19 protein-coding genes are annotated in these 23,731 nt (G+C 74.3%); 14 read left to right on the top strand and 5 right to left on the bottom strand.

Annotation, left to right across the window (positions count from 1 at the left end):
• Positions 1–88: 88 nt before the first annotated feature.
• The gene (locus tag ACZ7JZ_RS10890; protein ID WP_470936039.1) at positions 89–1,390 is read right to left on the bottom strand and encodes a multidrug effflux MFS transporter; all 1,302 of its coding nucleotides are present in this window, start codon (positions 1,388–1,390) and stop codon (positions 89–91) included.
• A gap of 94 nt (positions 1,391–1,484) precedes the next feature.
• On the opposite strand from ACZ7JZ_RS10890, the gene ACZ7JZ_RS10885 reads away from it, so the two are divergent.
• Together ACZ7JZ_RS10885 and pucL are read left to right on the top strand one after the other, a co-directional pair.
• On the top strand, positions 1,485–1,940 hold the full coding sequence (locus ACZ7JZ_RS10885) for a MarR family winged helix-turn-helix transcriptional regulator (RefSeq protein WP_470936036.1): 456 nt from the start codon (positions 1,485–1,487) through the stop codon (positions 1,938–1,940).
• A gap of 292 nt (positions 1,941–2,232) precedes the next feature.
• Positions 2,233–3,150: a factor-independent urate hydroxylase gene (pucL, locus tag ACZ7JZ_RS10880; protein ID WP_470936033.1), complete on the top strand. Its 918-nt coding sequence runs from the start codon at positions 2,233–2,235 to the stop codon at positions 3,148–3,150.
• A gap of 23 nt (positions 3,151–3,173) precedes the next feature.
• Here pucL and ACZ7JZ_RS10875 read toward each other — a convergent pair whose 3' ends face one another.
• On the bottom strand, positions 3,174–3,755 hold the full coding sequence (locus tag ACZ7JZ_RS10875) for a histidine phosphatase family protein (protein ID WP_470936031.1): 582 nt from the start codon (positions 3,753–3,755) through the stop codon (positions 3,174–3,176).
• Between the two features lie 228 nt (positions 3,756–3,983).
• Here ACZ7JZ_RS10875 and ACZ7JZ_RS10870 point away from each other — a divergent pair, with 228 nt between their 5' ends.
• The 5 genes from ACZ7JZ_RS10870 (at position 3,984) to ACZ7JZ_RS10850 (ending at position 6,198) form a co-directional block, all read left to right on the top strand.
• On the top strand, positions 3,984–4,202 hold the full coding sequence (locus ACZ7JZ_RS10870; protein WP_470936028.1) for a CbtB domain-containing protein: 219 nt from the start codon (positions 3,984–3,986) through the stop codon (positions 4,200–4,202).
• 19 nt (positions 4,203–4,221) lie between these two features.
• Positions 4,222–5,004 (top strand): CbtA family protein, encoded by a 783-nt coding sequence (locus ACZ7JZ_RS10865; RefSeq protein WP_470936025.1) that lies wholly within the window; start codon positions 4,222–4,224, stop codon positions 5,002–5,004.
• 83 nt (positions 5,005–5,087) lie between these two features.
• Positions 5,088–5,381 carry a hypothetical protein gene (locus tag ACZ7JZ_RS10860; protein ID WP_470936022.1) on the top strand — a complete coding sequence of 98 codons (294 nt, stop codon included), beginning with the start codon at positions 5,088–5,090 and terminating at the stop codon, positions 5,379–5,381.
• A 189-nt stretch (positions 5,382–5,570) separates the two neighbouring features.
• Entirely contained in the window at positions 5,571–5,963 is a 393-nt protein-coding gene (locus tag ACZ7JZ_RS10855; protein ID WP_470936019.1) for a hypothetical protein, read from the top strand.
• Between the two features lie 55 nt (positions 5,964–6,018).
• Complete coding sequence (locus ACZ7JZ_RS10850) at positions 6,019–6,198, top strand: hypothetical protein (protein ID WP_470936016.1); 180 nt, start codon at positions 6,019–6,021, stop codon at positions 6,196–6,198.
• Positions 6,199–6,410: 212 nt separating this feature from the next.
• Here the strand turns inward: ACZ7JZ_RS10850 and ACZ7JZ_RS10845 are convergent, their stop codons facing one another.
• Complete coding sequence (locus ACZ7JZ_RS10845) at positions 6,411–6,809, bottom strand: hypothetical protein (protein WP_470936013.1); 399 nt, start codon at positions 6,807–6,809, stop codon at positions 6,411–6,413.
• A gap of 226 nt (positions 6,810–7,035) precedes the next feature.
• On the opposite strand from ACZ7JZ_RS10845, the gene ACZ7JZ_RS10840 reads away from it, so the two are divergent.
• The 4 genes from ACZ7JZ_RS10840 to ACZ7JZ_RS10825 all read left to right on the top strand — a co-directional run bounded on the left by ACZ7JZ_RS10840 (position 7,036) and on the right by ACZ7JZ_RS10825 (position 12,482).
• Positions 7,036–8,049 carry a hypothetical protein gene (locus tag ACZ7JZ_RS10840; RefSeq protein ID WP_470936010.1) on the top strand — a complete coding sequence of 338 codons (1,014 nt, stop codon included), beginning with the start codon at positions 7,036–7,038 and terminating at the stop codon, positions 8,047–8,049.
• An 83-nt stretch (positions 8,050–8,132) separates the two neighbouring features.
• Positions 8,133–10,235, top strand: coding sequence for an FUSC family protein (locus ACZ7JZ_RS10835; RefSeq protein WP_470936007.1), 2,103 nt, complete (start codon positions 8,133–8,135; stop codon positions 10,233–10,235).
• A 132-nt stretch (positions 10,236–10,367) separates the two neighbouring features.
• Positions 10,368–11,174, top strand: a complete 807-nt coding sequence (locus tag ACZ7JZ_RS10830) for a hypothetical protein (protein ID WP_470936005.1) — start codon at positions 10,368–10,370, stop codon at positions 11,172–11,174.
• Between the two features lie 12 nt (positions 11,175–11,186).
• Complete coding sequence (locus tag ACZ7JZ_RS10825) at positions 11,187–12,482, top strand: sensor histidine kinase (protein ID WP_470936003.1); 1,296 nt, start codon at positions 11,187–11,189, stop codon at positions 12,480–12,482.
• 22 nt (positions 12,483–12,504) lie between these two features.
• Here ACZ7JZ_RS10825 and ACZ7JZ_RS10820 read toward each other — a convergent pair whose 3' ends face one another.
• Complete coding sequence (locus ACZ7JZ_RS10820; protein WP_470936001.1) at positions 12,505–14,601, bottom strand: PhoX family protein; 2,097 nt, start codon at positions 14,599–14,601, stop codon at positions 12,505–12,507.
• Positions 14,602–14,908: 307 nt separating this feature from the next.
• On the opposite strand from ACZ7JZ_RS10820, the gene ACZ7JZ_RS10815 reads away from it, so the two are divergent.
• The 3 genes from ACZ7JZ_RS10815 to ACZ7JZ_RS10805 all read left to right on the top strand — a co-directional run bounded on the left by ACZ7JZ_RS10815 (position 14,909) and on the right by ACZ7JZ_RS10805 (position 21,356).
• Complete coding sequence (locus ACZ7JZ_RS10815; protein ID WP_470935998.1) at positions 14,909–16,339, top strand: VWA domain-containing protein; 1,431 nt, start codon at positions 14,909–14,911, stop codon at positions 16,337–16,339.
• A gap of 118 nt (positions 16,340–16,457) precedes the next feature.
• Positions 16,458–18,065, top strand: a complete 1,608-nt coding sequence (metG, locus tag ACZ7JZ_RS10810) for a methionine--tRNA ligase (RefSeq protein ID WP_470935996.1) — start codon at positions 16,458–16,460, stop codon at positions 18,063–18,065.
• A 147-nt stretch (positions 18,066–18,212) separates the two neighbouring features.
• A complete protein-coding gene (locus ACZ7JZ_RS10805) occupies positions 18,213–21,356 on the top strand; it encodes an FG-GAP-like repeat-containing protein (protein WP_470935992.1) in 3,144 nt (1,047 codons plus the stop codon).
• A 513-nt stretch (positions 21,357–21,869) separates the two neighbouring features.
• Here ACZ7JZ_RS10805 and aspS read toward each other — a convergent pair.
• Positions 21,870–23,690 carry an aspartate--tRNA ligase gene (aspS, locus tag ACZ7JZ_RS10800; RefSeq protein ID WP_470935989.1) on the bottom strand — a complete coding sequence of 607 codons (1,821 nt, stop codon included), beginning with the start codon at positions 23,688–23,690 and terminating at the stop codon, positions 21,870–21,872.
• Between the last annotated feature and the right edge of the window lie 41 nt (positions 23,691–23,731).

The raw sequence follows: 23,731 nt of genomic DNA, 5'->3' as shown, positions 1-23,731 counted from the left end.
CTGGGTACGGGCTCCCAGCCTGCGGCGCCCGGCCGCGCCCCGCACTCCGGCCGCGGCGGGCGGCGGGCGGGGCGGCCGGCGGGGCGGGTCAGCCGCGCGGGGAGCCGAGGCCGTCCCGGTGGAGCCCGCCGCGGAAGTAGACGAGCGCGGACAGCAGGGTGCAGACCCCGATCACCAGGGCCAGCGGCAGGGCCGAACGGGCGCCCGTCAGTCCGACCAGGGGGGCGGTGAGCCCGCCCGTCGCGTAGGTGAACAGGCCGAGGAGGGCCGAGGCGGTGCCCTTGGTGTGCGGGCGGTCCGCGAGGGCGATGGCCGCGGTGTTCGGACTGATCAGACCGATGCTGGAGACGACCAGCAGCAGGGCGGGAAGGACGCCCGGCAGCCCGAGCCCGGCCAGGGCGGAGACCAGCAGCAGGAGGGCGCCGGCCCCCAGCACGGCCACGCCCCAGCCGACCAGCCGCCGCATCGGGTGGCGGCGCAGCAGCCGGCCGTTGAGCTGCCCGAAGACGACGATGCCCAGGGCGTTGGCCCCGAAGGCCACGCTGAACTCCTGGGCGTCGAGCCCGTAGACCTCCTGGAGGACGAACGGCGAGCCCGCGATGTACGACATGAGGGCGCCGAAGGCGAAGGCGGAGGTGAACGTGGGCACGAGGAAGCGGCGGTCGCGCAGCAGGTCGCCGAAGCCCCGCAGGGTGCGGGAGAGCCCGCCGCCGCCCGCTGCGGCCGCCTCGGCGCGGGCGGCGGCGGGCAGGGTCTCGCGCAGGACCAGGGCGGATCCGGCGAGGATCGCCGTGCCGATCAGGGTCAGGGCCAGGAAGACCCCGCGCCAGTCGGTCAGCCGCAGCAGCTGGCCGCCGGCGAGCGGGGCGAGGATCGGGGCGGAGCCGTTGACCACCATCAGCAGGGAGAAGACCCGGGCCGCGGCGGGGCCCTCGTACAGGTCGGAGACGACCGCGCGGGCGATGACGATGCCGAAGCCGCCCGCGAGGCCCTGGAGCAGGCGGGCGCCGGTCAGTGCGCCGGCGGTGGGGGCGAGGGCGCACAGCACGGAGGCGGCGGCGTACCCGGCCAGCCCCCACAGCAGGGGGCGGCGGCGGCCCAGCCGGTCGGCGAGGGGGCCGGCCACCAGCTGGCCGAGGGCGAGGCCGAGCAGGCAGGCGGTCAGGGTGAGCTGGGCGTCGGCGGCGCCGACCCCGAAGTCCTCGGCCAGCTGGGGCAGGCCGGGCAGGTACATGTCGAGGCTGAGCGGCCCGAAGGCCGACAGGGCGCCGAGGACGAGGACCAGGCGCAGCGGCGGCCGGGGGGCGGACGCGCCGAGTGCTCCGTCGGCCGTCCCGGCTTCCGGGGTGGGGCGCGCGGAGCTGCGGGTGGGGCGGGCGGAAACACTCATACGGGTGAGGGTACCTGCCTAAGCAGGTACCTTGACACTCAGTTCAGGCCTACTTCGTCACCTTCCCGTCCGGCTCCGTGCGAGGATTCCGCCCATGGGAGAGAGCATCGACCGGCTCGCCGCGGCCGACGGCGTACAGCTGCTGGGCCACCTGAGCCGGGTGGTCCACGTGCTGCAGAACCGGACGCGACCGGTGTTCATGTCCGCCTCGGGGCTGGAAGGACCGGAGTTCGAGCTGCTGTTGAGGCTGTGGCAGCAGCCGGGGCACACCGCGCAGGCCGCCCCGCTCGGGGAGGCGATCGGACTGACCTCCAGCGGTACGACGCGCCTGGTGGCACGGGCCGTGGCCAAGGGCCTGATCAGCCGCGAGCCGGACCCCCGCGACGGGCGCGGATACCTGCTCAGGCACACGGATCTGGGCGAGGAGAAGCTGCGCGCGGCCCTGGAGGCCCATACGGCCCAGCTCCGCGAGCTGCTGGACGAGACCCTGCCGCCCGCCCTGCTGAAGCGCCTCATCGAGGACCTGTCCCGGTTCGACCGGGCGCTCTGAGGCGCGTCCCCCCGCCTCCTGTTTCACCCGCCGCTCCACCTGCGCTTTCGTCGGGTCCGCCGATTCCGGGGGGCCGATTGTCGGAGGATCCGGGCCCCTCCGCGGCGGCCCGCGCCGTGCTGCAATCCGATGAGCACCTACGAACCGGGATGCACGTCAGTCCCGGGGCGGCCACAGGGCCGGACGGCGGGGGGCGGCGCGCGGCGGGGCCACGGAGGCCCCCGGGCAGGCTGCCGGACGCCGGGCGTACGGGATCCAGACGACCGGACTCCGTGACCCGAAGGAAGACAGCATGAGCAAGCACGTCCTCGCGCAGAACCAGTACGGCAAGGCCGAGAACCGCATCGTCAAGGTGACCCGCAAGGGCAGCGACGGCTCCTGGCACGAGATCCGGGACCTGAACGTGTCCGTGGCCCTGCGCGGCGAGTTCCGGGACGTGCACCTGACCGGCGACAACGCCAACTGCCTGCCGACCGACACCACCAAGAACACGGTGTACGCCTTCGGCAAGGAACACGGCATCGACTCCCCCGAGGCCTTCGGCATCCTGCTCGCGAAGCACTTCGTCTCCAGCCAGGAGCCCATCCGCGAGGCGCAGATCCGCATCGAGGAGTACGCGTGGGAGCGGATCCCCGTGCCCACCCGCAAGGAGCAGCACTCCTTCGCCCTCAAGGGCCAGGAGGTGCGCACCGCGCAGATCACGTACAGCGAGACCACGGGCCTCCAGATCGTCTCCGGTCTGAAGGACCTCACGGTCATGAACTCCACCAACTCGGAGTTCCACGGCTACATCAAGGACGGGTACACCACCCTCCAGGAGGCGTACGACCGCATCCTGGCCACCAAGGTCACCGCGCGCTGGGCGCACTCCGCCCTGGCCGCCGACGAGCCCGGATACGACTGGGACCAGGCGTACCGGAAGGTCCGCAAGAACCTCCTGGAGGCCTTCGCGGAGACCTACTCGTACTCGCTCCAGCAGACCCTGAACCAGATGGCCGAGCGCGTGCTCGACAACTGCCCGCGGGTCAACGAGGTCCGGCTGAACCTCCCCAACAAGCACCACTTCCTCGTGGACCTGGAGCCCTTCGGCCTCAAGAACGACAACGAGGTCTACTACGCCGCCGACCGGATGTACGGCCTGATCGAGGGCACCATCCACCGCGACGGCGTGCAGCCGGTGATCGCCACCAGCGACTGGATCACGGCCTAGGCGCGGCGCCGGGCCGCCGCGGCTCAGCGCCCGGTGCCGGCCCCGTCCGGCCGGCCGAGGCGCAGGTTCCAGCGGCCCGCGCGGCCGCTGAGCTCGGTGAGGGAGCCCGGCCGGGCGTCCAGCCGCCAGAAGGTCCGCAGCGGCAGCTCCAGCGCGTGCACCACCGCCGCCCGTACGACCGCCTGGGCCACCTCCGCGCGCACCGCGCCCGGGGCCAGCGCGTCCAGCGCCCGGCCGGTCCGGGCCACCAGCGCGGCCACGGACTCCCCGCCGGGCGGGGCGTACTCCGGGTCGGTGAGCCAGGCCCGCAGCCCGGCCGGGTCCCCGGCGGCGACCTCGTCCAGGGTCCGGCCGCCCCACCGCCCCGGATCGGGGCCGGCCAGCAGCGGGTGCCCGGCGGGAGCCGCCGCGGCGGCGAAGCGGAAACCGGGCTCCGGGGGGAGCGCCAGCAGCCGGACCCGGACGGCCGCGGGCGGCCCGGCGCCTCCCGCGGGGGGTCCTGCGGGTCCCGCGGGCGAGCCGGGGCCTGCGGGCGAGCCGGGGCCTCCGGTACGGGATCCGGCGGTCCCTGCGCCGGATCCGGCGTCTGCTGCGGGCGCGTCCATGGCGGGAGCCTAGGCGGGGGGCGCAAGACGTGTGCCGCGCGCCGTGGTGTTCCGGCCACCGCGGCGGTACGGTCGCGGACGACATGACGACGGCACGACGGAAGCACCGGTGGAAAACCGGGACGGTCGCGCCACTGTGGACCTCCCCCGCGGGAGGCGAGTCAGACCCGTAGCCGTCGTCCAGAGCACCACTCGACCGGGACGCGTGTTCCCTCCGGAGGTTCTGCCATGGCCCAGTCAGCCGCGCCCGCCGCGCCCAGCGCGGAGGCCCTCTCCCCCGTACCCCTGCGGACCCTCGCCCCCTGGGCCGTGTTCTTCGGGGTCCTGATGCTCGTCCTGGTCTACCTCGTCGGCGCCGAACAGGGCGCCACCGCCCTCTTCGAGGGCGACACGGTGCACGAGTGGATGCACGACGGCCGGCACCTGCTCGGCTTCCCCTGCCACTGACCCCGGGGGACAGGAAAAAGTGAACTCCGCTTCGGTCAGAGCCCTGCTGGTCCGCGGGATGCTGGCGGGGCTCGCCGCCGGCGTGCTCGCCCTCCTCGTGTCGTACTTCCTGGGCGAACCCCTCGTCGACGAAGCCATCTCCATCGAAGAAGCCGCCTCGGCCGCACACGCCGCGGACGGCCACGGCCCGGCCGGGCACCACGGGGACGAGTCCGCCCCGCCGGTCAGCCGCGCCCTCCAGGCCACCGCCGGACTCGGCACGGGCGTCCTGCTCTACGGGGCCGCCCTCGGCGGCATCGCGGCGCTCGTCCTGTGCTTCGCCCTGGGCCGGACCGGCCGGTTCGGGCCGCGGGCCACGGCGGCCCTGGTCGCCGGGGGCGCCTTCGTGACGGTGTACCTCGTGCCCTTCCTCAAGTACCCGGCCAACCCGCCGGCCGTCGGGGACCCCGCCACCGCGGGCGACCGGGCGGCCCTCCACCTGCTGATGACCCTCCTCGGCCTGCTCCTCGCGGCCGGCGCGGTCCTGCTCGGGCGGCGGCTGGCCCCCCGCCTCGGCAACTGGAACGCGAGCGTCGCGGGCGGCACCGCCTTCGTCATCGCCGTCGCGCTCGCCTACGCCCTCCTGCCCTCCGTCAGCGAGGTCCCGGAGGGCTTCCCGGCCGCCCTGGTCTGGGAGTTCAGGCTGGCCTCGCTGGCCGTCCAGGCCACCCTGTGGACGGGCACCGGACTGGCGCTCGGCCACCTGGCGGAACGTCAGCTGTCCGCTCCTCCTGCTTCCGCTTCCGTCCCGGCTGCTGCCTGAAAGGCCCTCCTTCCGGTACAACGGCGCTGTGGACACGCCCTGATGCGTGCCCACGGCGTCGTTTCGTTTACGGGGGGATGGACATGAACGAGCCCGTCGCGGGCCGCGGCCGCACGCTCGGACCCGGCTGGTACTGGCACGGCTGGACCGGCACGGGACCGCTGTGGGTGAACCTGGCCCTGCTGCTGCTCCTGCCCCTGCTCCAGGTGCCCCTGGTCTCCCAGTTAGCCGTGGTGACCACCCTCGCCGCCCTCGGCGGGCTGGTCCGCCAACTGGTGTTCGGGGACTACGGGCACCCGGGGATGCACTCCGCCGCCGTACTGGCCGGGGGCGCCGCGGTGGCGGCGGGGCTGACCGCCTTCCCGTCCCCCTTCTGAACCCCCCTCAGATCCTTCGCCTCCTTCGCCTCCTTCACCTCCTTCGCCCCACTGGCCTCCCCCGCCCCTCCGGCCCCTCACCCGATCAGCCTCAGATAGCCCGGCTGCCTCCTCCGGTCGGGGGGTTCTCGGGCGGGTTGCGGCAGGTGGGCGGCGTACGCGGGCACATCCCTCCCCATGAGCGGCGGGATGCAGCGCGCAGTGACGAGGTGGCTGGCGGCCGCCTGCGTCCTGCTGCTCTTCGCCCTCACCGGCACGGCGGCCGCGCACGGCGCACGGGCCGCACACCCGCCGGCCGCCGCCCAGGCCCCCGCCCCCGCCGAACCGGCGGGCGAGGGCCGCGAGGGGCACGGCGAACCCGTCTCCGACGCCGAGCAGCGGCTCCCCGTACGCCCCTCGGCCCGCGCGGCCGCGCTCCGGCGGGACCCGCGCCGCGGATCGGCCGCGGAGGTACGCGACTCCCGGACCGTACGGACCGCAGCGGGCCCCGCTGCGGGGACCCGGGCCGCGGCGGCCGGATGCGCGGACCGGCCCGGGCCCGCCTCGCTGCGCCTGGTGCGGTGCTCGGTGATGCGCTGCTGAGGAGCCCGTGCTCCCGCGCCGTCACCCCCACCCCACACCCCCGCAAGGAATCGCCATGCCCATCGACCCCTTCGCCGTGCTCAACGCCATGCTCCGCGCGGAAGCCTCCCGCTGCGCCCCGCGCCCCCAGGAGCGCACGGCGGCCCAAGCGCCCGCGCCCGCCCCGGCCCCGGAGCGGGCCCAGGAACCGGCCGAGCGCGGCGCCCGTCCGCAGGAGCCGCTCGACCGCGCCTGAGCCCGGCCGGCCGGGCGCCGCAGGCCCGGCCCCGGACACGGGGAAGCGCCGGTTCCCGCACCCCCGGCAACGGAGAAGTGGTCACGTGAGGTTCGACCACCGGGGCGCGGGAACCGGCGCCGCTGTCCATTCTGCGCGGCCCCCGGGCCGCGGACCCCGGGCTTTGGTCCACGGTCCGGGGGCCGAAAGTACGGTTCGCCCCGCCCGGCCCGTCAGTCCTCCCGCGTGTGGAAGCGGTAGAAGGAGGCCGCGGCCACGGGGATGCCGACCGCCAGCCCGATGCCGACCGAGCGCAGCACGGTCGCGCCGCCGAGGCTGTACAGGTAGCCGACCGCGATCCCGGCGAAGGCCCCGTAGACCGCGGCGCGGAGCTCCTGGGGCAGCCCGGGGCCGACCCGGGCGAGCAGGAAGAGCATCCCTGCGAAGAGGGCCCCGCAGAGGATCCCGTAGAAGACGTTGCCCGCGTCGACCGGTCCCGTCTGGCGGTTCATGAAGGCCGCGTAGACCCCGTACACGAGGCCGAGGAGCACGGGGCCGAGCCAGGCGCCGGTGCGGAGGTTGCGCATACTGCCGAGGTGCCGCGCGGTGGCGGTCGGTGCCGCGTGTGCCATGTCGGGCTCCTTGCGTCCGGGGGTGCGCGGGGGAGGCCTGTGCGGTGGAGGCCTGCGCGGGACGGCGGAGGTCCCGTCCGCCCCTCCTCAAGGGCACACCCGCGCCCCGGCCCCGGCAAGTGGATCACCCGTACGGCGCAGGGAACTCCCCCGCCGCGGGGCCCCGCACCCCCGTGCGCAGCAACCGCGGTGGCGGGGGCGGGCGGGGGCCGCGTTCCCTGGTGACGTGCGGAGATCCCAGACAGCGGCGGCAGCGGCGCGGACGCCGGTGCGGAGGGCGGCGCGGGCCGCGGCGCGCCCCCTGCCCGGCCCTCCGCACCCCGTGCTGCACGCCCTGCTCCCCACCGCCCTGCTCGCCCTGCTGCTCGCCGTGCTCGCACCGCTGAGCGCGGTGGCCGTCTGGGCCGACCGGGTCCCCGGGGACGACCGCCGGTACGTGGCCGCGATGGCCCCGCTGGCCGACGATCCGGCGGTGCGCGAGGCCGTGGCCGCGCAGGCCACCGCGGCGATCGGCCGGCAGCTGGGCGCCGGCCCCGGCGGGCCGGGCGGCGGGCGGCGGGCCACGGGGCACCCCGACCGGGCCCGGGACCTGGCCGGTGCGGCGGGCGTGGCGGGGGTGGAGGGAGTCCGGGCGCTCCTGCACGAGGCCGTCCGGTCCTTCGTCGGCACCGAGGCCTACCGGACCGCCTGGAACTCCGCGAACCGGGCCGCCCACCAGGCCTTCCTCAGCGCCCTCGACCGGGGCGAGGGCGACCGGGTCAGCGTGGACCTCGCCCCCGTCATCGCGGAGGTGAAGGCCGACCTGACGGCGGACGGGGTGCCGTTCGTGGACCGCATCCCCGTCTCGCGGACGGCGGTCACGGTCATGGAGTACGAGAACCTGGGCCTGCTGCGCACCGGCTTCCACGCCCTGCGGTCCGCGGGGGTCTGGCTGCCCGTGCTCACCCTGCTGCTCGCCCTGGCCGCGGTCGGCTTCGCCCCGCGCCCCCGCTGGGCGCTGTGCGGGGCCGGGACCGGGCTGGTGCTCGGCGGGCTGCTGCTCGCGGCCGCGGTCCGGGCCGGCCGGGGGCTGACCCTGGCCGATGTGCCCGCGGACCTGCACCGCCCGGCCGCCGGGGCGGTGTACGACGCGCTGACGGGCTTCCTGCGCACCGCCTCCTGGGCGGTGCTCGGCGCGGGGCTGCTGCTGGCCCTGCTCGCCGCGGTGCCGTACGGGCCCCGGCGCCCCGGCGGGGCCTGACGGGGCGGTCGGGCCCGGCGGACCGGCCGGACCCCATAGGCTGGCATCACGGAGAAAATCACACAGAGCGGCACGGAAGCGGAATGAGCACCGAACAGGGCACGGATCAGACACCGCCCGGATTCCCCCGCCACCCCACCCCCGCCCCGCCCGGCTGGTTCCTCGCCGGGCTGCGGCCCAGCTCCGCGCCCGTCCCCTGGGCGGCCGTCGTCCGCGCCGGCATCGCCCTCGCCGCGCCGCTCGCCGTGGGGTTCGCCCTGGACGAGCCCGAGTACGGGGCCATCGTCTCCATGGGCGCCCTGTCCGGAGTCCTCGCCGACACCGCCGACGCCTACCGGATGCGGGTCTACAACATCGCCGTGCCGCAGCTCTTCGGGGCCCTCGGCGTCACCCTCGGCACCCTCGTCTACGGGCAGGGCTGGACAGCGGTCGCCTCCCTGACCCTGGTCGCCCTGGTCTCCGGGATGATCTCCTCCATCGGCACGGTGGCCTCCGTCTCCGGACTGCTGCTCCTCCTCAACGCGGTGGTCGGGGCCGGGCTCGCCATGCCCAGCCCCTGGTGGACGGCCCCCGTGCTGCTCACCGCCGGCGGCCTGTTCGTCCTGCTGCTCTCCCTGCTCGGCTGGCCCCTGCGCGGCCGCCGCCCGGAACGGGCCGCGGTCGCCGCCACGTACCGCTCGCTGGCCGACGTACTGGAGGCGGCGGGCGGCCCCGGCTACGAGGAGCGGCGGCGACGGCTCACCCAGGACCTCAACCAGGCCTACGACCTGCTGCTGGCCCGGCGCGCCCGGGGGGACGGCCGGAGCCCGGCGCTGGTGCGGATGCTCGCCCAGCTCAACACGGTGGTCCCGGCCGTGGAGGCGGCGCCCGCGGCCCACCTGCGCGGGCGCCCGCTGCCGCCCGAGATCCCGGCGGCCGTACGGCAGCTCGCCGACGCCGTCGAGGAGGGCCGCACCGGCACCCCCGTGCTCGACCTGCCGCCCGATCCGCCCGGCCCCAGCGAGCGGGCCGTCGACGCCGCCGTCCGGCACGCCGCCCGGGTCGTCTACCTCTCCGAGACCGACGCCTACAACGTGGACGACCGGCTGGGGCGGCCCGCGGCCCTGCGGGTCCGGCTGCGGCGGGCCACCCGCGACGTGATGTTCTCCGCCGAGTCCTGGCGGTACGGGCTGCGGCTGGCCCTGTGCATCGGACTGGCCCAGGCGCTGGTCTCGCTGGTGCCCGTGGAGCGCTCCTACTGGGTGGCCCTCACCGTCACCTTCGTCCTCAAGCCCGACTTCGGCTCGGTCTTCTCCCGCGCCGTCCTGCGGGCCCTCGGCACCGCCGGCGGGCTGGTCGTCGCGGCCGCCGTCCTGGCGGAGGTGCCGCGCGGCTGGTGGGACGTACCGGTGATGGTCGTGCTCGGCGCGCTGATCCCGGCCCTCACCGCCAAGGGGTACGCCTTCCAGACGGCCGCCATCACCCCCGTCATCCTGCTGCTGTCCGACCTCCTCAACCACCAGGGCTTCGACCTGGTCCGGCCCCGGCTGCTCGACAGCCTCATCGGCTGCGCCATCACCCTGATCGCCGGATACCTGCTCTGGCCGGAGAGCTGGCGCACCCGGATCGGGGACCGGCTCGCCGACACCGTGGACGACGCCGCCCGGTACGTCGCCCAGGCCTTCGGCCCCCGCGACCTGTCCGAGGAGGCCGTACGCGCGGCCCGCGCCACCCGGATGCGGGCCCGCCGCCGGATCTACCGGGACCTGTCGGCCGTACGCACCGAGTTCCAGCGGGCCCTGACCGAGCCCCCGCCCGTCGGGGCCCGCGCGGCCGCCTGGTGGCCGCTGGTCGTGGCCGTGGAGCGGATCGTGGACGCCACCACCGCGGCCCGCGTCCGGGTCAACCACGGAGCCCCCGAACCGGCCCCGCGCGAGGTCGCGGACATCGTGGCCCGACTGGAGGAGCTGGCCGCGGGGGTCCGGCACGCGCCCGCCCCGGCCGCGGACGCGGGGCGGGCCGGGGCCGGGGGCGGGGGCGGTTCCCCGGCCGGGGCCGGGACCGGCGGGGACGACGGTGCGGGCGGGGTGCTGGACCCGGTGCGGCAGGAGGTGGCCGCCGCCTGCGCGCTGGCCGCGCCCGGCCCCCCGGTGGCGGCGGGCCCTCCCGGCCGCCCCGGACCGTCCGGCCCGCCCGGCTCCGGCTGACCGGCCGCGGCCCCGTTCCCCGAATGGGCCGCCCGCGGGGCCGGATGCGGCCGGACGGGGGAGCATCGGACCATGCGGCACGGGACCACCCCCCAAGGGAGGGCACAGCACGGGAAGGCACAGCACCGGACTATGCAGCACGGGACCACACAGCACCGGAGCACGCGGCGCGGGAGCACACGGCACCCGGAGCCGCGCGGCCGGCTTCCTCTCGCGCGGACCCGCCGGGGCGCGCCCGCGGCCGCCCTGGCCCTGCTGGGCGCCCTGGGCGCGCTCACCGGCTGCGCCGACGCCGAGGGTCTGCGCGACGACGGAGACCTCGGCGAGGTCCGGGCCCCGCTGGCCCTGTGGCCCGACGTCCACCCCTCCCCGGAGCCCGACAGCCGGAGCGGGCAGCCCGCCGCCGTACCCGGACTGCCCGCCGTACCCGGCGGGGACCTCCGCGGCACCGATGTGCTGCGGACCGTGCGCGCCGACATCACCTCCGCCACCCGCGAGGACGGCGGCACCGGCCGGCTGGTCGACCCGCGGGCCGTGCAGCGGCTCGCGCTGTGCGCCGAGAGCGGCGCGCCGGACGACGGGTGCCCGGTGCGCCCGCCCGTCTTCCACGACCTCACGGGCGACGGCAAGGACGAGATGATCACCGCCGTGGACGTGGACGGCCGCCTCAGCGAACTGCGCGTCTACACCGTCCGCGACGGCCGCATCACCCGCGTGCTGTCCCGGCGCGGGGTCCTGGAGGGGGTCGAGGTGGCCGCCGGGCACCTGGCCGTCCGCGAACCCACCTCGAACCCGGAGTTCGTGTCCGTCTCCGACTACGTGTGGAACCCCGACGAGGGGCACATGGTCCTCGAACAGCTCACCCTCGACGACTGCCCCTCCCTCAAACGGGCCACCCCCGGGCAGTCCCCCGCGCCCTGCCCGCGGGCCGGGAACTGACGGGCCGCCCGGATGCCGGGGACGGCCAGCCTGCGCTGGCAGATCGCCGCCACCACGACGGCGGTCTGCTGCGCCGTGGCGGCCGTCCTCGGGATCCTCGTCCACAACGTGGTGGCCCGGCAGCTGGTCGGGGAGGTCCGCAAGGACGTGGAGAGCACCCTGGACCACGCCCTCGGCCACTACGAGTACGGCACCGCGCACGGGGACGTGAACAGCGCGCTGGACCCGCCCGGACTCCCGGAGCCGCTGCGCCGGCTGGTGGCCCGGGGCAACAGCGGCAGCATGGTCGGCACGTACGACGGAAAACCCGTGATGTGGGCCGCCGCCCCCGCCGACGGCAAGGCACTGGCCGTCTGGATCCCGTACGAGAGCACCCGCACCCGGCTGCGGCACATCGACACCGCGATCCTGGCCTCCGCCGCCCTGGCCGCCGGGACGGTGGCCCTCGCCGGGCTCTTCCTCGCCGGGCGGATCAGCCGGCGGCTGACCCTGACGGCCGCCGTGGCCCGGCGGATCACCGAAGGGGACCTGGACGCCCGGGTCGGCGTCGCGGCCGGGACGCGCGGGGGCAGCGGCGGCACCGGGCGCCACCACGACGAGGTGCGGGACGTGGCCCTGGCCCTGGACACCATGGCGGAGACCCTCCAGAACCGGCTGGAGGCGGAGAAGCGGTTCACGGCCGACGTGGCCCACGAACTGCGCACCCCGCTGACCGGCTCCCTCGCAGCCGCCTCGCTGCTGCCCGAGGGCCGGCCGAAGGAGATGATCAACGACCGGCTGCGGGCCCTGCACCTGCTGACCGAGGACCTGCTGGAGATCTCCCGGCTCGACGCCGGGGTGGAGCGGGCCGATACCGCGCGCTTCGAACTGGGCCCGGCCGTGGAGCGGATCGTCCGGGCCGCCCGCTCGGAGGCGGAGGTACGGGTGCTGGCCCCGGCCGTGGTCCACACCGACCGGCGCCGGCTGGACCGGATCCTGGCCAATCTGCTCGTCAACGCGCACAAGCACGGCCGGGCTCCCGTGGTGGTGACCGTGGACGGCCCGGTGGTGACGGTCCGGGACCACGGGCCCGGCTATCCGGAGGAGCTGCTGCGGCAGGGCCCCAAGCGGTTCCGCACCGGGGACCCGGGGCGGGGCAAGGGGCACGGGCTGGGCCTGACCATCGTGCGCGGCCAGGCCCTCGTGCTCGGGATAGGGCTGGACTTCGCCAATGCCCCGGACGGGGGTGCGGTGACCACCCTCACCCTGCCGGACCACGAACCCGGGGATGTTTCACGTGAAACACCGCGGGAGCCGCGGAGCCCGTGACACACCCCCGGAAGGCCGTCCGTCAGACGCCGATATTGCGGCCGTCCTTGCGCCAGACGCTCACCACGGCCGGGCGGACCAGCTTGCCCGGACCGTCGGGCCACGCGGACTCCGGCTTCTCCACCGAGGCCCCGTCGATCTCGCCCGGGTGCTGTACGGCGACCAGGACCCGCTTGTCCTGGATGATCGGGCCACAGGTCTCGGCCCCGCGCGGCACGGTGAGGAACTGCTTCAGCTCACCGCGGCGCTCCCCGGCGGTCGCGACGCCGAACAGGCCGTCGTGGGAGCCGAGCTGGCTGCCGTCCGTGGAGATCCACAGGTTGCCGTGCGGGTCGAAGGCCACGTTGTCCGGGCAGGAGATCGGGCTGACCCGGTCCTTCGGGAAGCCCGCGAAGTAGGTGGCGGGGTCGTTCGGGTCGCCCGCGACCAGGAAGAGCCGCCAGGCGAAGGCGTCGCCCGCCGGGTCGTCGAAGCTCTCGGCGAGCTCCAGGATCTGGCCGTGCTTGTTCAGGTTGCGCGGGTTGGCCTCGTCGGCGCCCGGCTGGCCCGCCTTGCCGCGGTTGCTGTTGTTGGTCAGCGCCACGTAGACGCGGCCGGTGCGCGGGGAGGGCTCGACGTCCTCGGGGCGGTCCATCTTGGTGGCGCCCACCTTGTCGGCGGCCTGGCGCGTGAAGACGTACACCTCCTCGGCGGTGAAGCCCTCGACGTGCGAGGTGGTGCCGGTGGCCAGCGGGATCCACACGCCGGTGCCGTCGAACTCGCCGTCCGAGGGGTACTTGCCGCTGCCGTCGATCTGCTCGGCCGGGGAGTCGCCGGTCAGCTTGGCTACGTAGAGGGTGCCCTCGTCGAGCAGGGTGAGGTTGTGCTCGCGGGCGGCCCGGGAGTTGCCCTTCTTCATGCGCTTGCTCGACACGAACTTGTAGAAGTAGTCGAAGCGCTCGTCGTCGCCCATGTAGACCACCGGGCGGCCGTCCTCGGTCAGGCGCGGCTGGGCGGCCTCGTGCTTGAAGCGGCCGAGCGCGGTGCGCTTGCGCGGGGTCGAGGTCGGGTCGTACGGGTCGAGCTCGACGACGTAGCCGAAGCGGTTGGCCTCGTTGGGCTCCTGGAGCACGTCGAAGCGCTTGTCGAACCGCTCCCACTTGCGCTCGGAGGCGCCGCCGGTGACCCCGTAGCGCTTCAGGCGGGCGAGCTGGACGGGGTCGGTGACGGAGCCGCCGTTGGCGAAGTACTGGTTGAAGTTCTCCTCGCCGTGGAGGGTGGTGCCCCACGGGGTGGTGCCGCCGGCGCAGTTGTTGAGGGTGCCGAGGACCCTGGTGCCGGTCCGGTCGGCGGAGGTCTTCACCAGGTCGCTGCCCGCGGCCGGGCCGGTGAGGCGGAACACGCTGGTGGCCGTCAGGCGGCGGTTGAGCTGGTGGCGGCTGACGGCCGTCAGCTTGCCGCTGCGGTGGTCCTCCTGCACGACGACCACGGACAGGCCGTGGGCGGCCCAGGCGATCTCGACCTGCTCGCGGGTCGGGTTCTGCGGGTCGTAGCCCTTGAACATGAGCTGCTCGTCCGTGTACTCGTGGTTGGCCACGAGCAGCTGGCGGCGCTCGTAGGCGTCGCCGAGCGGGAGCAGGCTCAGGAAGTCGTTGTTGTAGCCGAACTGACCGGCCTGGGCGGCGGCGGTCTGCTTGTCCGGGTTGAAGCCCGGGGCGCCCTTGACGATGGGCTCGCCCCAGCGGATGACCACGTTCTGCGCGTAGCCCTCGGGGACGGTGACCTGGTCCGCGGTGTTCGGCGCGACCGGGTTGAAGCGGAGCCCGCGGGCGCCGTCGGCCGGGGCGCCGGACGCACCGCCGGCCCCGTGGCCCTGCCCGGACCGCCCCGCGGCCACGGCCGGCGAACCGCCCTGGCCCAGCACGGCCGAGGCACCGGCGGTGGAGGCCACGGTGACCACGGCGGCGGCGCGCATCATCGAGCGGCGCGAGAGCGTACGGGCTATCAGGTCGCCCGCGTACTCGTTGTCGCTCGTGTTGGGCACCTCCTGGAAGCAGGCGTCGCCGCAGCGGAAGCGGCAGGTGAGCGCGGAACGACCGCCCGCATGCGGGGTGCTGAAGAGCGGCAGGAGCTTGCGCACGTTTGTCCTCCGGAAACTACACGGCGACGCCTGCTGCGCCGACAGCGTGTCGGAACGAATCCAGCCGTGACGCTAAGGCGGAGTTGCGCCAGTCCGGCGGCCTGCGGATGAACGAGAAGTGAATCCGGCACGTCGGCACGGGAGTTCGCCCCACGCGCCACGGAAGGTCACGTTTGGGGTGCCGTTCCTGGCAACCGGGCGTGGGACCGATAACCTTACGTGTCCACTCTGGGCAGGGATCTTTGCCCCCATCACCCCGCAGTACGGACAAACATCGCACCCCCAGCTCATGCGAAAGGCCTCGCCCATGGGTATTCGGAGTTTGTTGCGCAAGGTGTTCGGCCGCGAGCGCGCGGAGGCCGAGACCGCCGCCGCCACCGGGACCGCTCAGCAGCCGCAGCCGGCGCTTCCGGCCCAGGCCGAACGGGGTGCCGAGGCGACGGTTCCGGCGCAGGCGCCGCCGGCCGGCAAGGACCCCAAGAACCCGCTCGACGTGGCCGCCGAGCTGGTGGCCGCGTCCTTCGACAATCCGACCGTGCCGCAGCAGTCCGCCCCGCGGGACCCCGAGCCGGTGCCGGCACCGGTCGCGGAGCCGTCCCGCGGCGGGGTGGACCTGGCCCCGCCGCCGGCCGCGTCCGGCTCCGGTGCGGGCGGCGGGCAGCCGGAGGCGGTGGTCCCCGAGGCCCGCTCCGCCGAGCGGGGCGCCCTGCGGGCCGCAGACCCGGTCGTCGCGGCGGACCCGGTTGCCGCCGAGGACCCGGTTGTTCCTGCGGAGACGGTTGCTGCTGCGGAGACGGACGCGGAGGCGGTTGCTCCGGAGGAGTCGCCGGTCGTCGCTGCCGAGACCGCGGAGGCCGCCACGGTCTCGGAGACCGTCGAGGTGGTCGAGGCCGCTGAGGTAGTCGAGGTAGGCGAGGTAGTCGAAGAAGGGGCTGCGGTCGTGGAGGCCGTCGAGCCCGCCGGGCCCGTCGCCGCGGTGGCCGAGGCCGTGGAGGCCGACGCGCCCGCCGCCGAGCAGGCCGCCGCCGAGCAGGCCGTCGTAGACGCGCCCGCCGTCGAGGAGGCCGTCGTCGCCGGGCCCGCGTGGTCGCTCGCGAAGGTGCGCGGGCGGGCTCCGGGGCTCGCGGATGCGTACAAGGCGGCCGGGAGCGCGCTGCGCGGGCGGGGGATGGGCGGGGCCCGGGCCAGGGTGTACCTGGTGCTGGACCGCTCCGGGTCCATGCGCCCGTACTACAAGGACGGCAGCGCCCAGCACCTCGCGGAGCACGCGCTGGCCCTCGCCGCGCACCTGGACGAGGAGGCGACGGTCCACACCGTGTTCTTCTCCACGGACGTGGACGGCACCGGGGACCTGACCCTCGACTCGGTCGAGGGCCGGATCGGGGAGCTGCACGCGGGCCTCGGCCGGATGGGCCGGACCAGCTACCACCGGGCGGTGGAGGAGGTCGTCGCGCACTACGAGAAGGCGGGCGCCGAGGGCCCGGCCCTGGTCGTCTTCCAGACGGACGGCGCCCCGGACAGCCGCCAGCCCGCCCGCCAGGCCCTGGCGGACGCGGCCCGGCACGACATCCACTGGCAGTTCGTCGCCTTCGGGGACCACGACTCCAAGGCCTTCGACTTCCTGCGCAAGCTGGAGGCCGACGCCGGGAACGCCGGGTTCTTCCACGCCGGCCCGGCCCCGCGCGAGCTCTCCGCCTCGGCCCTGGCCAAGGGCATCCTGGGGGACTTCCGCCGCTGAGCGGCCCCGCCGTACGCCCGCGCCTCCCCCGCCCCGCGGGGGAGGCGTACCCCTTCCGGCCGTCCAGCCCCTGATATCGCGGTGAAGCCCGGCTTCCCGGAGCATTAGGATTTCGCCCATGGCGGCCACTGGAACCGAGAAGCACGAGGGCGCGGCGTACTACGTCACGACCCCGATCTACTACGTCAACGACGCTCCTCACCTGGGCCACGCCTACACGACCGTCGCAGGCGACGTGCTCACGCGCTGGCACCGTCAGCGCGGCGAGAAGGTGTGGTACCTCACCGGCACGGACGAGCACGGTCAGAAGATCATGCGCACCGCGGACGCGAACGGCGTGAGCCCGCAGGAGTGGTGCGACAAGCTCGTCGAGGAGGCCTGGAAGCCCCTCTGGGAGCACCTCAACATCGCGAACGACGATTTCATCCGCACCACGGAGAAGCGGCACACGGACCGTGTGCAGGAGTTCGTGCAGGACCTGTTCGACAAGGGCGAGATCTACAAGGGCGGGTACGAGGGCCCGTACTGCGTGGGCTGCGAGGAGTACAAGCTCCCCGGCGACCTGATCGAGGACGAGGCCGGCACCAAGCTGTGCCCCGTCCACAAGAAGCCGGTGGAGATCCTCAAGGAGGAGAACTACTTCTTCAAGCTCTCCGCGTACGGCCCGAAGCTGATCGAGCTGTACGAGGCGAACCCGGGCTTCATCCAGCCCGAGTCGGCGCGCAACGAGGTCGTGAACTTCGTCAAGCAGGGCCTCGAGGACCTGTCGATCTCCCGCTCCACCTTCGACTGGGGCGTCCCGGTCCCGTGGGACGACAAGCACGTCATCTACGTGTGGATCGACGCCCTCCTGAACTACGCGACCGCGGTGGGCTACAACGAGAACCCGGCGAAGTTCGACGGGACCTTCCCGGCGAACGTCCACCTCATCGGCAAGGACATCCTCCGCTTCCACGCGATCATCTGGCCCGCGATGCTGATGGCCCAGGGCCTGCCGGTCCCCGGCCGGATCGCGGCCAACGGCTGGCTGATGGTCGGCGGCGAGAAGATGTCGAAGTCGAACCTGACCGGCATCAAGCCGCAGGACCTGACGGCGCACTTCGGCGTGGACGCGTACCGCTGGTATTTCCTGCGCGCCATCGCCTTCGGCCAGGACGGGTCCTTCTCCTGGGAGGACTTCTCCGCCCGCTACACCTCCGAGCTGGCCAACGACTACGGCAACCTCGCCTCCCGCGTGGCCGCCATGGTCGGCAAGTACTTCGGCGGCACCCTGCCGGAGGCCACGGCCGCCGGCGAGGCCGAGAAGGCCGTCGCGGAGGGACTGGCGAAGGCCGTGGCCGCGGCCGACCTCAAGATCGGCGAGGAGCTGGACTTCCAGGCCGGCATCCTGGCGATCTTCGAGTTCGTGAAGCAGGTCAACGGCTACATCACGGAGCAGGAGCCGTGGAAGGTGGCCAAGGACGAGTCGGAGGAGGGCCGGGCCCGCCTCGCGACCATCCTCTACACGGCCGCCGAGTCGCTGCGTGCCGTCGCCGTCCTGCTGAACCCGGTCATGCCGGAGACCTCGCAGAAGCTGTGGGAGTCCCTGGGCGCCGAGGCCGCGGGCCTGGGCGCGCTGGCCGACCAGCGGGTGCAGGACGCCGGCAGCTGGGGCCTGCTCCCCGTCGGCGCCACCGTCACCAAGGGCGAGATCCTCTTCCCCCGCCTGGAGGAGAAGCCGGCGTAGTCCCGCCGGAATCCTCCACAGGAACCCGTACAACCCCGAGGGCCCCACGCGTGTCTCATGCGTGGGGCCCTCGGCGCATCCGTGCCCGGGGACCCCGCGCCTGCGGCTCCGCGCCGCCGCCACAGCACCCGTTCACCTGGGGGGATCTTGTCCCGACGCAGCACCGCACGCCGCACGACCGCGCGCCGCACCACCCTGCTGGCGTGCCTCGCCGCCGTGGCCGGCACCGGAGCCCTGACCCTGCCGGCCCAGGCCACCCAGACGGCACAGACGGCACAGACGACCCGGGCCGCCGCCGAGGTGCCGGCCCCGGATCTGGTGCTCGACACCCCCGGCAAGCCGGAGGTGCGCCGGGACCAGCTGCTCGCGGCCGACCACTCCGGCTACACCCACCGCCCGGCGGGCGGCGACGCCGTGGTCCACACCGACTGGGCCACCGGAGCCACCACCCCGCTCACCCACCCCGACGGCACGCCCGCCACGGTGACGGGCGGCCCCTGCGAGAACATCGCCGGCGCCTGCCTGCCGGGCTGGTACGGCCAGGGCGCGTACGCCGCGGCCCTGCCGCAGGGCTACGACCCGAAGACGGTCCCCGTCGTCCTGCCGGGGAGCGAGCCGGCCGTCATCGACCTCAAGGGCGGCCGGTACGTCGGCCTGTACGGGACCACCGTGGTCGCCGACTCCCCCCTGGGCGCCGGGGTGGTCCTGCACACCCGCACGGACGGCGCGCAGAGCACCCGGCACGTCAAGGGCCTGCCCGCGGAGGCGGTCGTCCACCGCGGCGGCGCCGGGGACGCGGCCGGCGCCGTGTTCGTCTACAAGACCCCGGGCGGCCCGCGCGGGGTCGGCTACCTCGATTTCACCACCGCCTCCTTCACCCCGCTGTGGGAGGACGTGGAGACCGGCGAGTCCCGCAACCCCCGGCTGCTGCTCGACGGCCGGCGCGTGGGCTACGCGTACGGCTCGACCGTCGTCCTGAAGCCGCGCGGCGACCTCGCGGCCGAGGCTTCGCGGACGGTGCTGGCCGACCCCGCCGCCACGGCGGCGCTCGTCGGGGACTGGGTCGTCACGCAGTACGACGCGGGCGTGTCCCCGCTGATCGCCACCTCGCTCGCCGACGGCACGCGCCGGGTGCTGCTCAACCGCACCCACCTGGGGCTCGTCGTCAACAAGGGCGGCGGGCTGACGGTCGCGGGCGGCGGGGACGGCAACGACTGGTGGGTCAAGCACGTGGTCCCGGGCTCCGGCTCCGAGGGCCCCTCCCTCGTCAACCGCACGAAGACCGACCCGTACCCGTACGCCAAGACCGGCATGGCGATGAGCCGCGGCACCCTGCGGGTCGCCGAGAACCACGAGAACACGGCCTTCCACCGGACCTCCGTGTGGAGCCTGGACCGGGCCGCCGACGGGAAGGTCACCGCCTCGGCGCGGACCGAGGGCAAGCTCGTACCCGTGGGCCCGCTGTGGGGCAACAGCGGCACGGGCGGGGACGCCGTCCTCGGCAAGGGGGTCTTCAACCCGGAGGACCCGGGGACCTACGACACCGACGAACTGCAAATGATCAAGGAGGGCGTCGGCACCCAGGTCCGGAACTACGGCACCACCGACGGCCGGATCATCGACGTCTCCGACGGCTACGCGGTCTACCGCTCCGGCGGGGCGAAGCCGGTGCAGTACGCCGACAAGCTCGGCTACGCGGCCACGCAGAAGGGCGCCCCGGCCGCGGCCGCCGTCAACGGGCCCGTACTGTGGACCGCGACCGCCACCCCCGGGCGTCTGTCCACGTACGAGTTCGAGACCGGCCGGACCGGCACACTCGACATCCCGTCCCCCTGCGTGCCCGAGGAGCTCCAGGCCTCGGGCGGGCACTGGCTGTACTGGAGCTGCGGGGCGGCCGGGCCCGCCGGGGTGTACGACACGAAGACCCGCACCGGCCGCACCGTGCCCGGCGGCGAGGTGCTGCTCGGCGACGGGTTCACCGTCCGCCACGACCGCACGGCCGGCACCCTCGAACTCACCGAGGCGGCCACCGGCGCCGCCCGCACCCTCGCCACCGGCTTCCCCGGCGGCTCCGGCGGGGACGACCGGCGCCGCCGCTGGGCGGTGGACGAGCACAGCGCCCTGGTCGCCTGGACCGGACCGGACGAGAAGGTCCGCGTGAAGTCCGCCGGGGTCGCCCCCTCCCCGCTGGCCCTGCTGAGCTCGGAGGTGCGCGGCGACATCTGGCTGCGGGACTCCCCCGTCCTCGGCTGGGAGGCCCTCTGGACCTTCAGCCGCCCCGTCTCGAACTGGAAGGTGACCTTCACCGACCCGGCCGGCCGGGTGCTCCAGACCCGCACCGGGGGCTACGAGGCAGCCCGGTTGTGGGCCCGCTGGGACGGCCGTACGGCCTCGGGCGGATACGCGCCGAACGGCGCCTACGGCTGGACCCTGACCGCCACCCCGGCCGGATCCGCCGGGGCCGTGAAGCTCGCGTCGGGTACGGGCAGCCTCGACGGCGGGGCCGCCGTGCACCGGGACTTCGGCGGCCGCGGCGCCCGGCCCGACGGGGTCGCCGACCTCGTCTCCACCACCGCCTCCGGGAGCCTGCGCACCGCGTACGGGTACGCGCAGAGCGGGAACTTCAACGGCAGCGCCACCAGCACCGGCTGGCCCGCCGGCTTCCGCCCCGTGCCCTTCGGCGACACGAACGGCGACCGCTGCAACGACACCCTGGTGCGGCTGGCGAGCGGCGAGATGCGGCTCTACACCCCCGCCTGCGGGGAACTGCTGAAGCCCACCAGCAAGCACAGGGTGCTGGGCAGGGGCTGGAACGTCTACGACGTCATGACGGGCGTCGGAGACGTCACGAAGGACGGCCGCCCCGACCTGATCGCCCGCGACCCCAAGACCGGCGGCCTGTACCTGTACACCACCACCTCCGCCGGGATCCTCGCCCCGCGGATCGGCCTGAGCAGCGCCTTCAAGGAGTACAAGAAGATCGTGGGCGCCGGGGACCTCGACGGCGACGGGAACGGCGACCTCCTCCTGCACGACGGCGGCAACGAGCTGTGGCGGATGAACGGCCTCGGCAACGGCAGGTTCGGCGCGCGCACCCTGCTGGTGAAGGACTTCAGCGCCGCGTACAACGTCCTCGTCGGCGTCGGCGACCTCACCGGGGACGGGCACGCCGACCTCTTCGGACGCGACACCTCCGGGAACACCTGGCGCTGGAACGGCAAGGGCAACGGCACCTTCGGCGGCCGCACGCAGCTGGGCACGGGCTGGCAGGTCTACAACGGGATCCACTGACGGGACCCACGGACGGGGGCCGGGATGCGGGTACGGGTCCGGAAACGGATCCGTACCCGGGCCCGGACGCCGTACGGATGCACCCGCTCCCCGGAATGGCCGGATCACGCCGGTATCCGGCCGGATTCCGTACAACCATCCGGCCGGACCATCCGTCAAACCACCGGTTCCACCGGCCACACGGCCACCGCGCCCCACGGCGCACACGGACGGGGCCGGTGTTCCTCCACGGGGGTGGGGAACACCGGCCCCGGCCCTGCCGGCGCCCCCGTACCTCTACACGGCCGCCGCAACCGGAATCCGCGCCCTGCGCGTCCTGCTCGGCAGCGGGAACGGCGGTGTTCCTCCACGGGGGTGGGGAACACCGCCGCTCCCGCTCCCGTTCCCACGACTTCCTCCAGACCACCGCCGCCGTCCACTGACCGGCCGCGGGCCGCGGGCCGGACGCCAGGAAGGGCCCGGGATCCCCACGGATCCCGGGCCCTTCCGGTTCAGCTCATGCGCTCACAGCGGTCAGTGCGCGCCCGCGTCCGGGTGGACGGCCTCGGAGACCGGGCGGTCGCCGGCGGCCTTCTTCTCGACCGGCTTGCGCAGGGCGATGTTCAGCTCGCGCAGGCGGGCCTCCTCCAGCTCCGTCGGCGCGCCCATCATCAGGTCCTGGGCGTTGCCGTTGAGCGGGAAGGCGATGGTCTCGCGGATGTTCGGCTCGTCGGCGAGGAGCATGACCATGCGGTCCACGCCCGGGGCGATGCCGCCGTGCGGCGGGGCGCCGAACTGGAAGGCGCGCAGCATGCCCGCGAACTCGGTCTCGACGGTCTCGCGGCTGTAGCCGGCGATCTCGAAGGCCTTGAACATGATGGCGGGCTCGTGGTTGCGGATGGCGCCGGAGGACAGCTCGATGCCGTTGCAGACGATGTCGTACTGCCAGCCGAGGACGTCCAGCGGGTCCTGGGTCTCCAGGGCCTCCAGGCCGCCCTGCGGCATCGAGAAGGGGTTGTGCGAGAAGTCGATCCTGCCGGTCTCCTCGTCCTTCTCGTACATCGGGAAGTCCACGATCCACGCGAAGCGGAAGACGTTCTCCTCGAAGCGGCCGGCGCGCTTGGCGGCCTCGACCCGGACCGGGCCCATGATCTTGGAGACCTCGTCGAACTCGCCGGCGCCGAAGAACACCGCGTGGCCGGGCTCCAGGCCCAGGCGCTCCGCGAGGACCTTGACGTTCTCCTCGGTGAGGAACTTGGCGATGGGGCCGGTGAGGGCGTTCCCCTCGCCGACGCGGACCCAGGCCAGGCCCTTCGCGCCGAGGGAGACGGCGAAGTCGCCGAGCCCGTCGAAGAACTTGCGCGGCTGGTCGCCGGTGTCGGGCACCGCGAGGGCGCGCACGTGCTTGCCGGCGAAGGCCTTGAACTCGGAGTTCTCGAACACGTCGGTGATGTCGACCAGTTCGAGGTCGGTGCGCAGGTCCGGCTTGTCGTTGCCGTACTTGAGCATCGACTCGCGGAACGGGATCCGCGGGAAGGGGGAGCTGACCGGGCGGCCGTTGCCGAACTCCTGGAAGAGCTCGGTCATCAGCTTCTCGATCGGCTGGAAGACGTCCTCCTGCTCGACGAAGGACATCTCGACGTCGAGCTGGTAGAACTCGCCCGGCGAGCGGTCGGCGCGGGCGTCCTCGTCGCGGAAGCAGGGCGCGATCTGGAAGTACCGGTCGAAGCCGGAGATCATCAGCAGCTGCTTGAACTGCTGCGGGGCCTGCGGCAGGGCGTAGAACTTGCCCGGGTTCAGGCGGGACGGGACCACGAAGTCGCGGGCGCCCTCGGGGGAGGTCGCCGTGAGGATCGGGGTCGCCATCTCGTTGAAGCCGAGGGCCACCATCTTGGAGCGGATCGCGCCGATGACGGCGGAGCGCAGCATGATGTTGCGGTGCATGCGCTCGCGGCGCAGGTCGAGGAAGCGGTACTCCAGGCGGCGCTCCTCGTTCACCCCGTCGTCGGTGTTGATCGTGAAGGGCAGCGGGGCGGCCGCGCCCAGCACCTCGACCTCGACGGCCTCGATCTCGATCTCGCCGGTGGCGAGCTCGGGGTTGATGTTCTCGGCGCCGCGGGAGACGACCTTGCCGTCGATGCGGACCGTGGTCTCCTTCGACAGCTTGTCGAGGGCCTCGGCGGCCGCGGTGCCGGGGCGGGCGACGAGCTGCGTGATGCCGTAGTGGTCGCGCAGATCGATGAAGAGGATGCCGCCCAGGTCTCGACGGTTGTGCAGCCAGCCGCTCAGCCGGACGTCGGTGCCGACGTCAGAGGCGCGGAGCTCGCCGCAGGTGTGGGACCTGTACCGATGCATCGTTCATCCAGTTCGTTGCGATAGCAGGGTGGGATTCAACC

This window comes from Streptomyces sp. NPDC038213, assembly GCF_055600495.1.
This window is presented reverse-complemented; position numbering and strand designations above follow the sequence as displayed.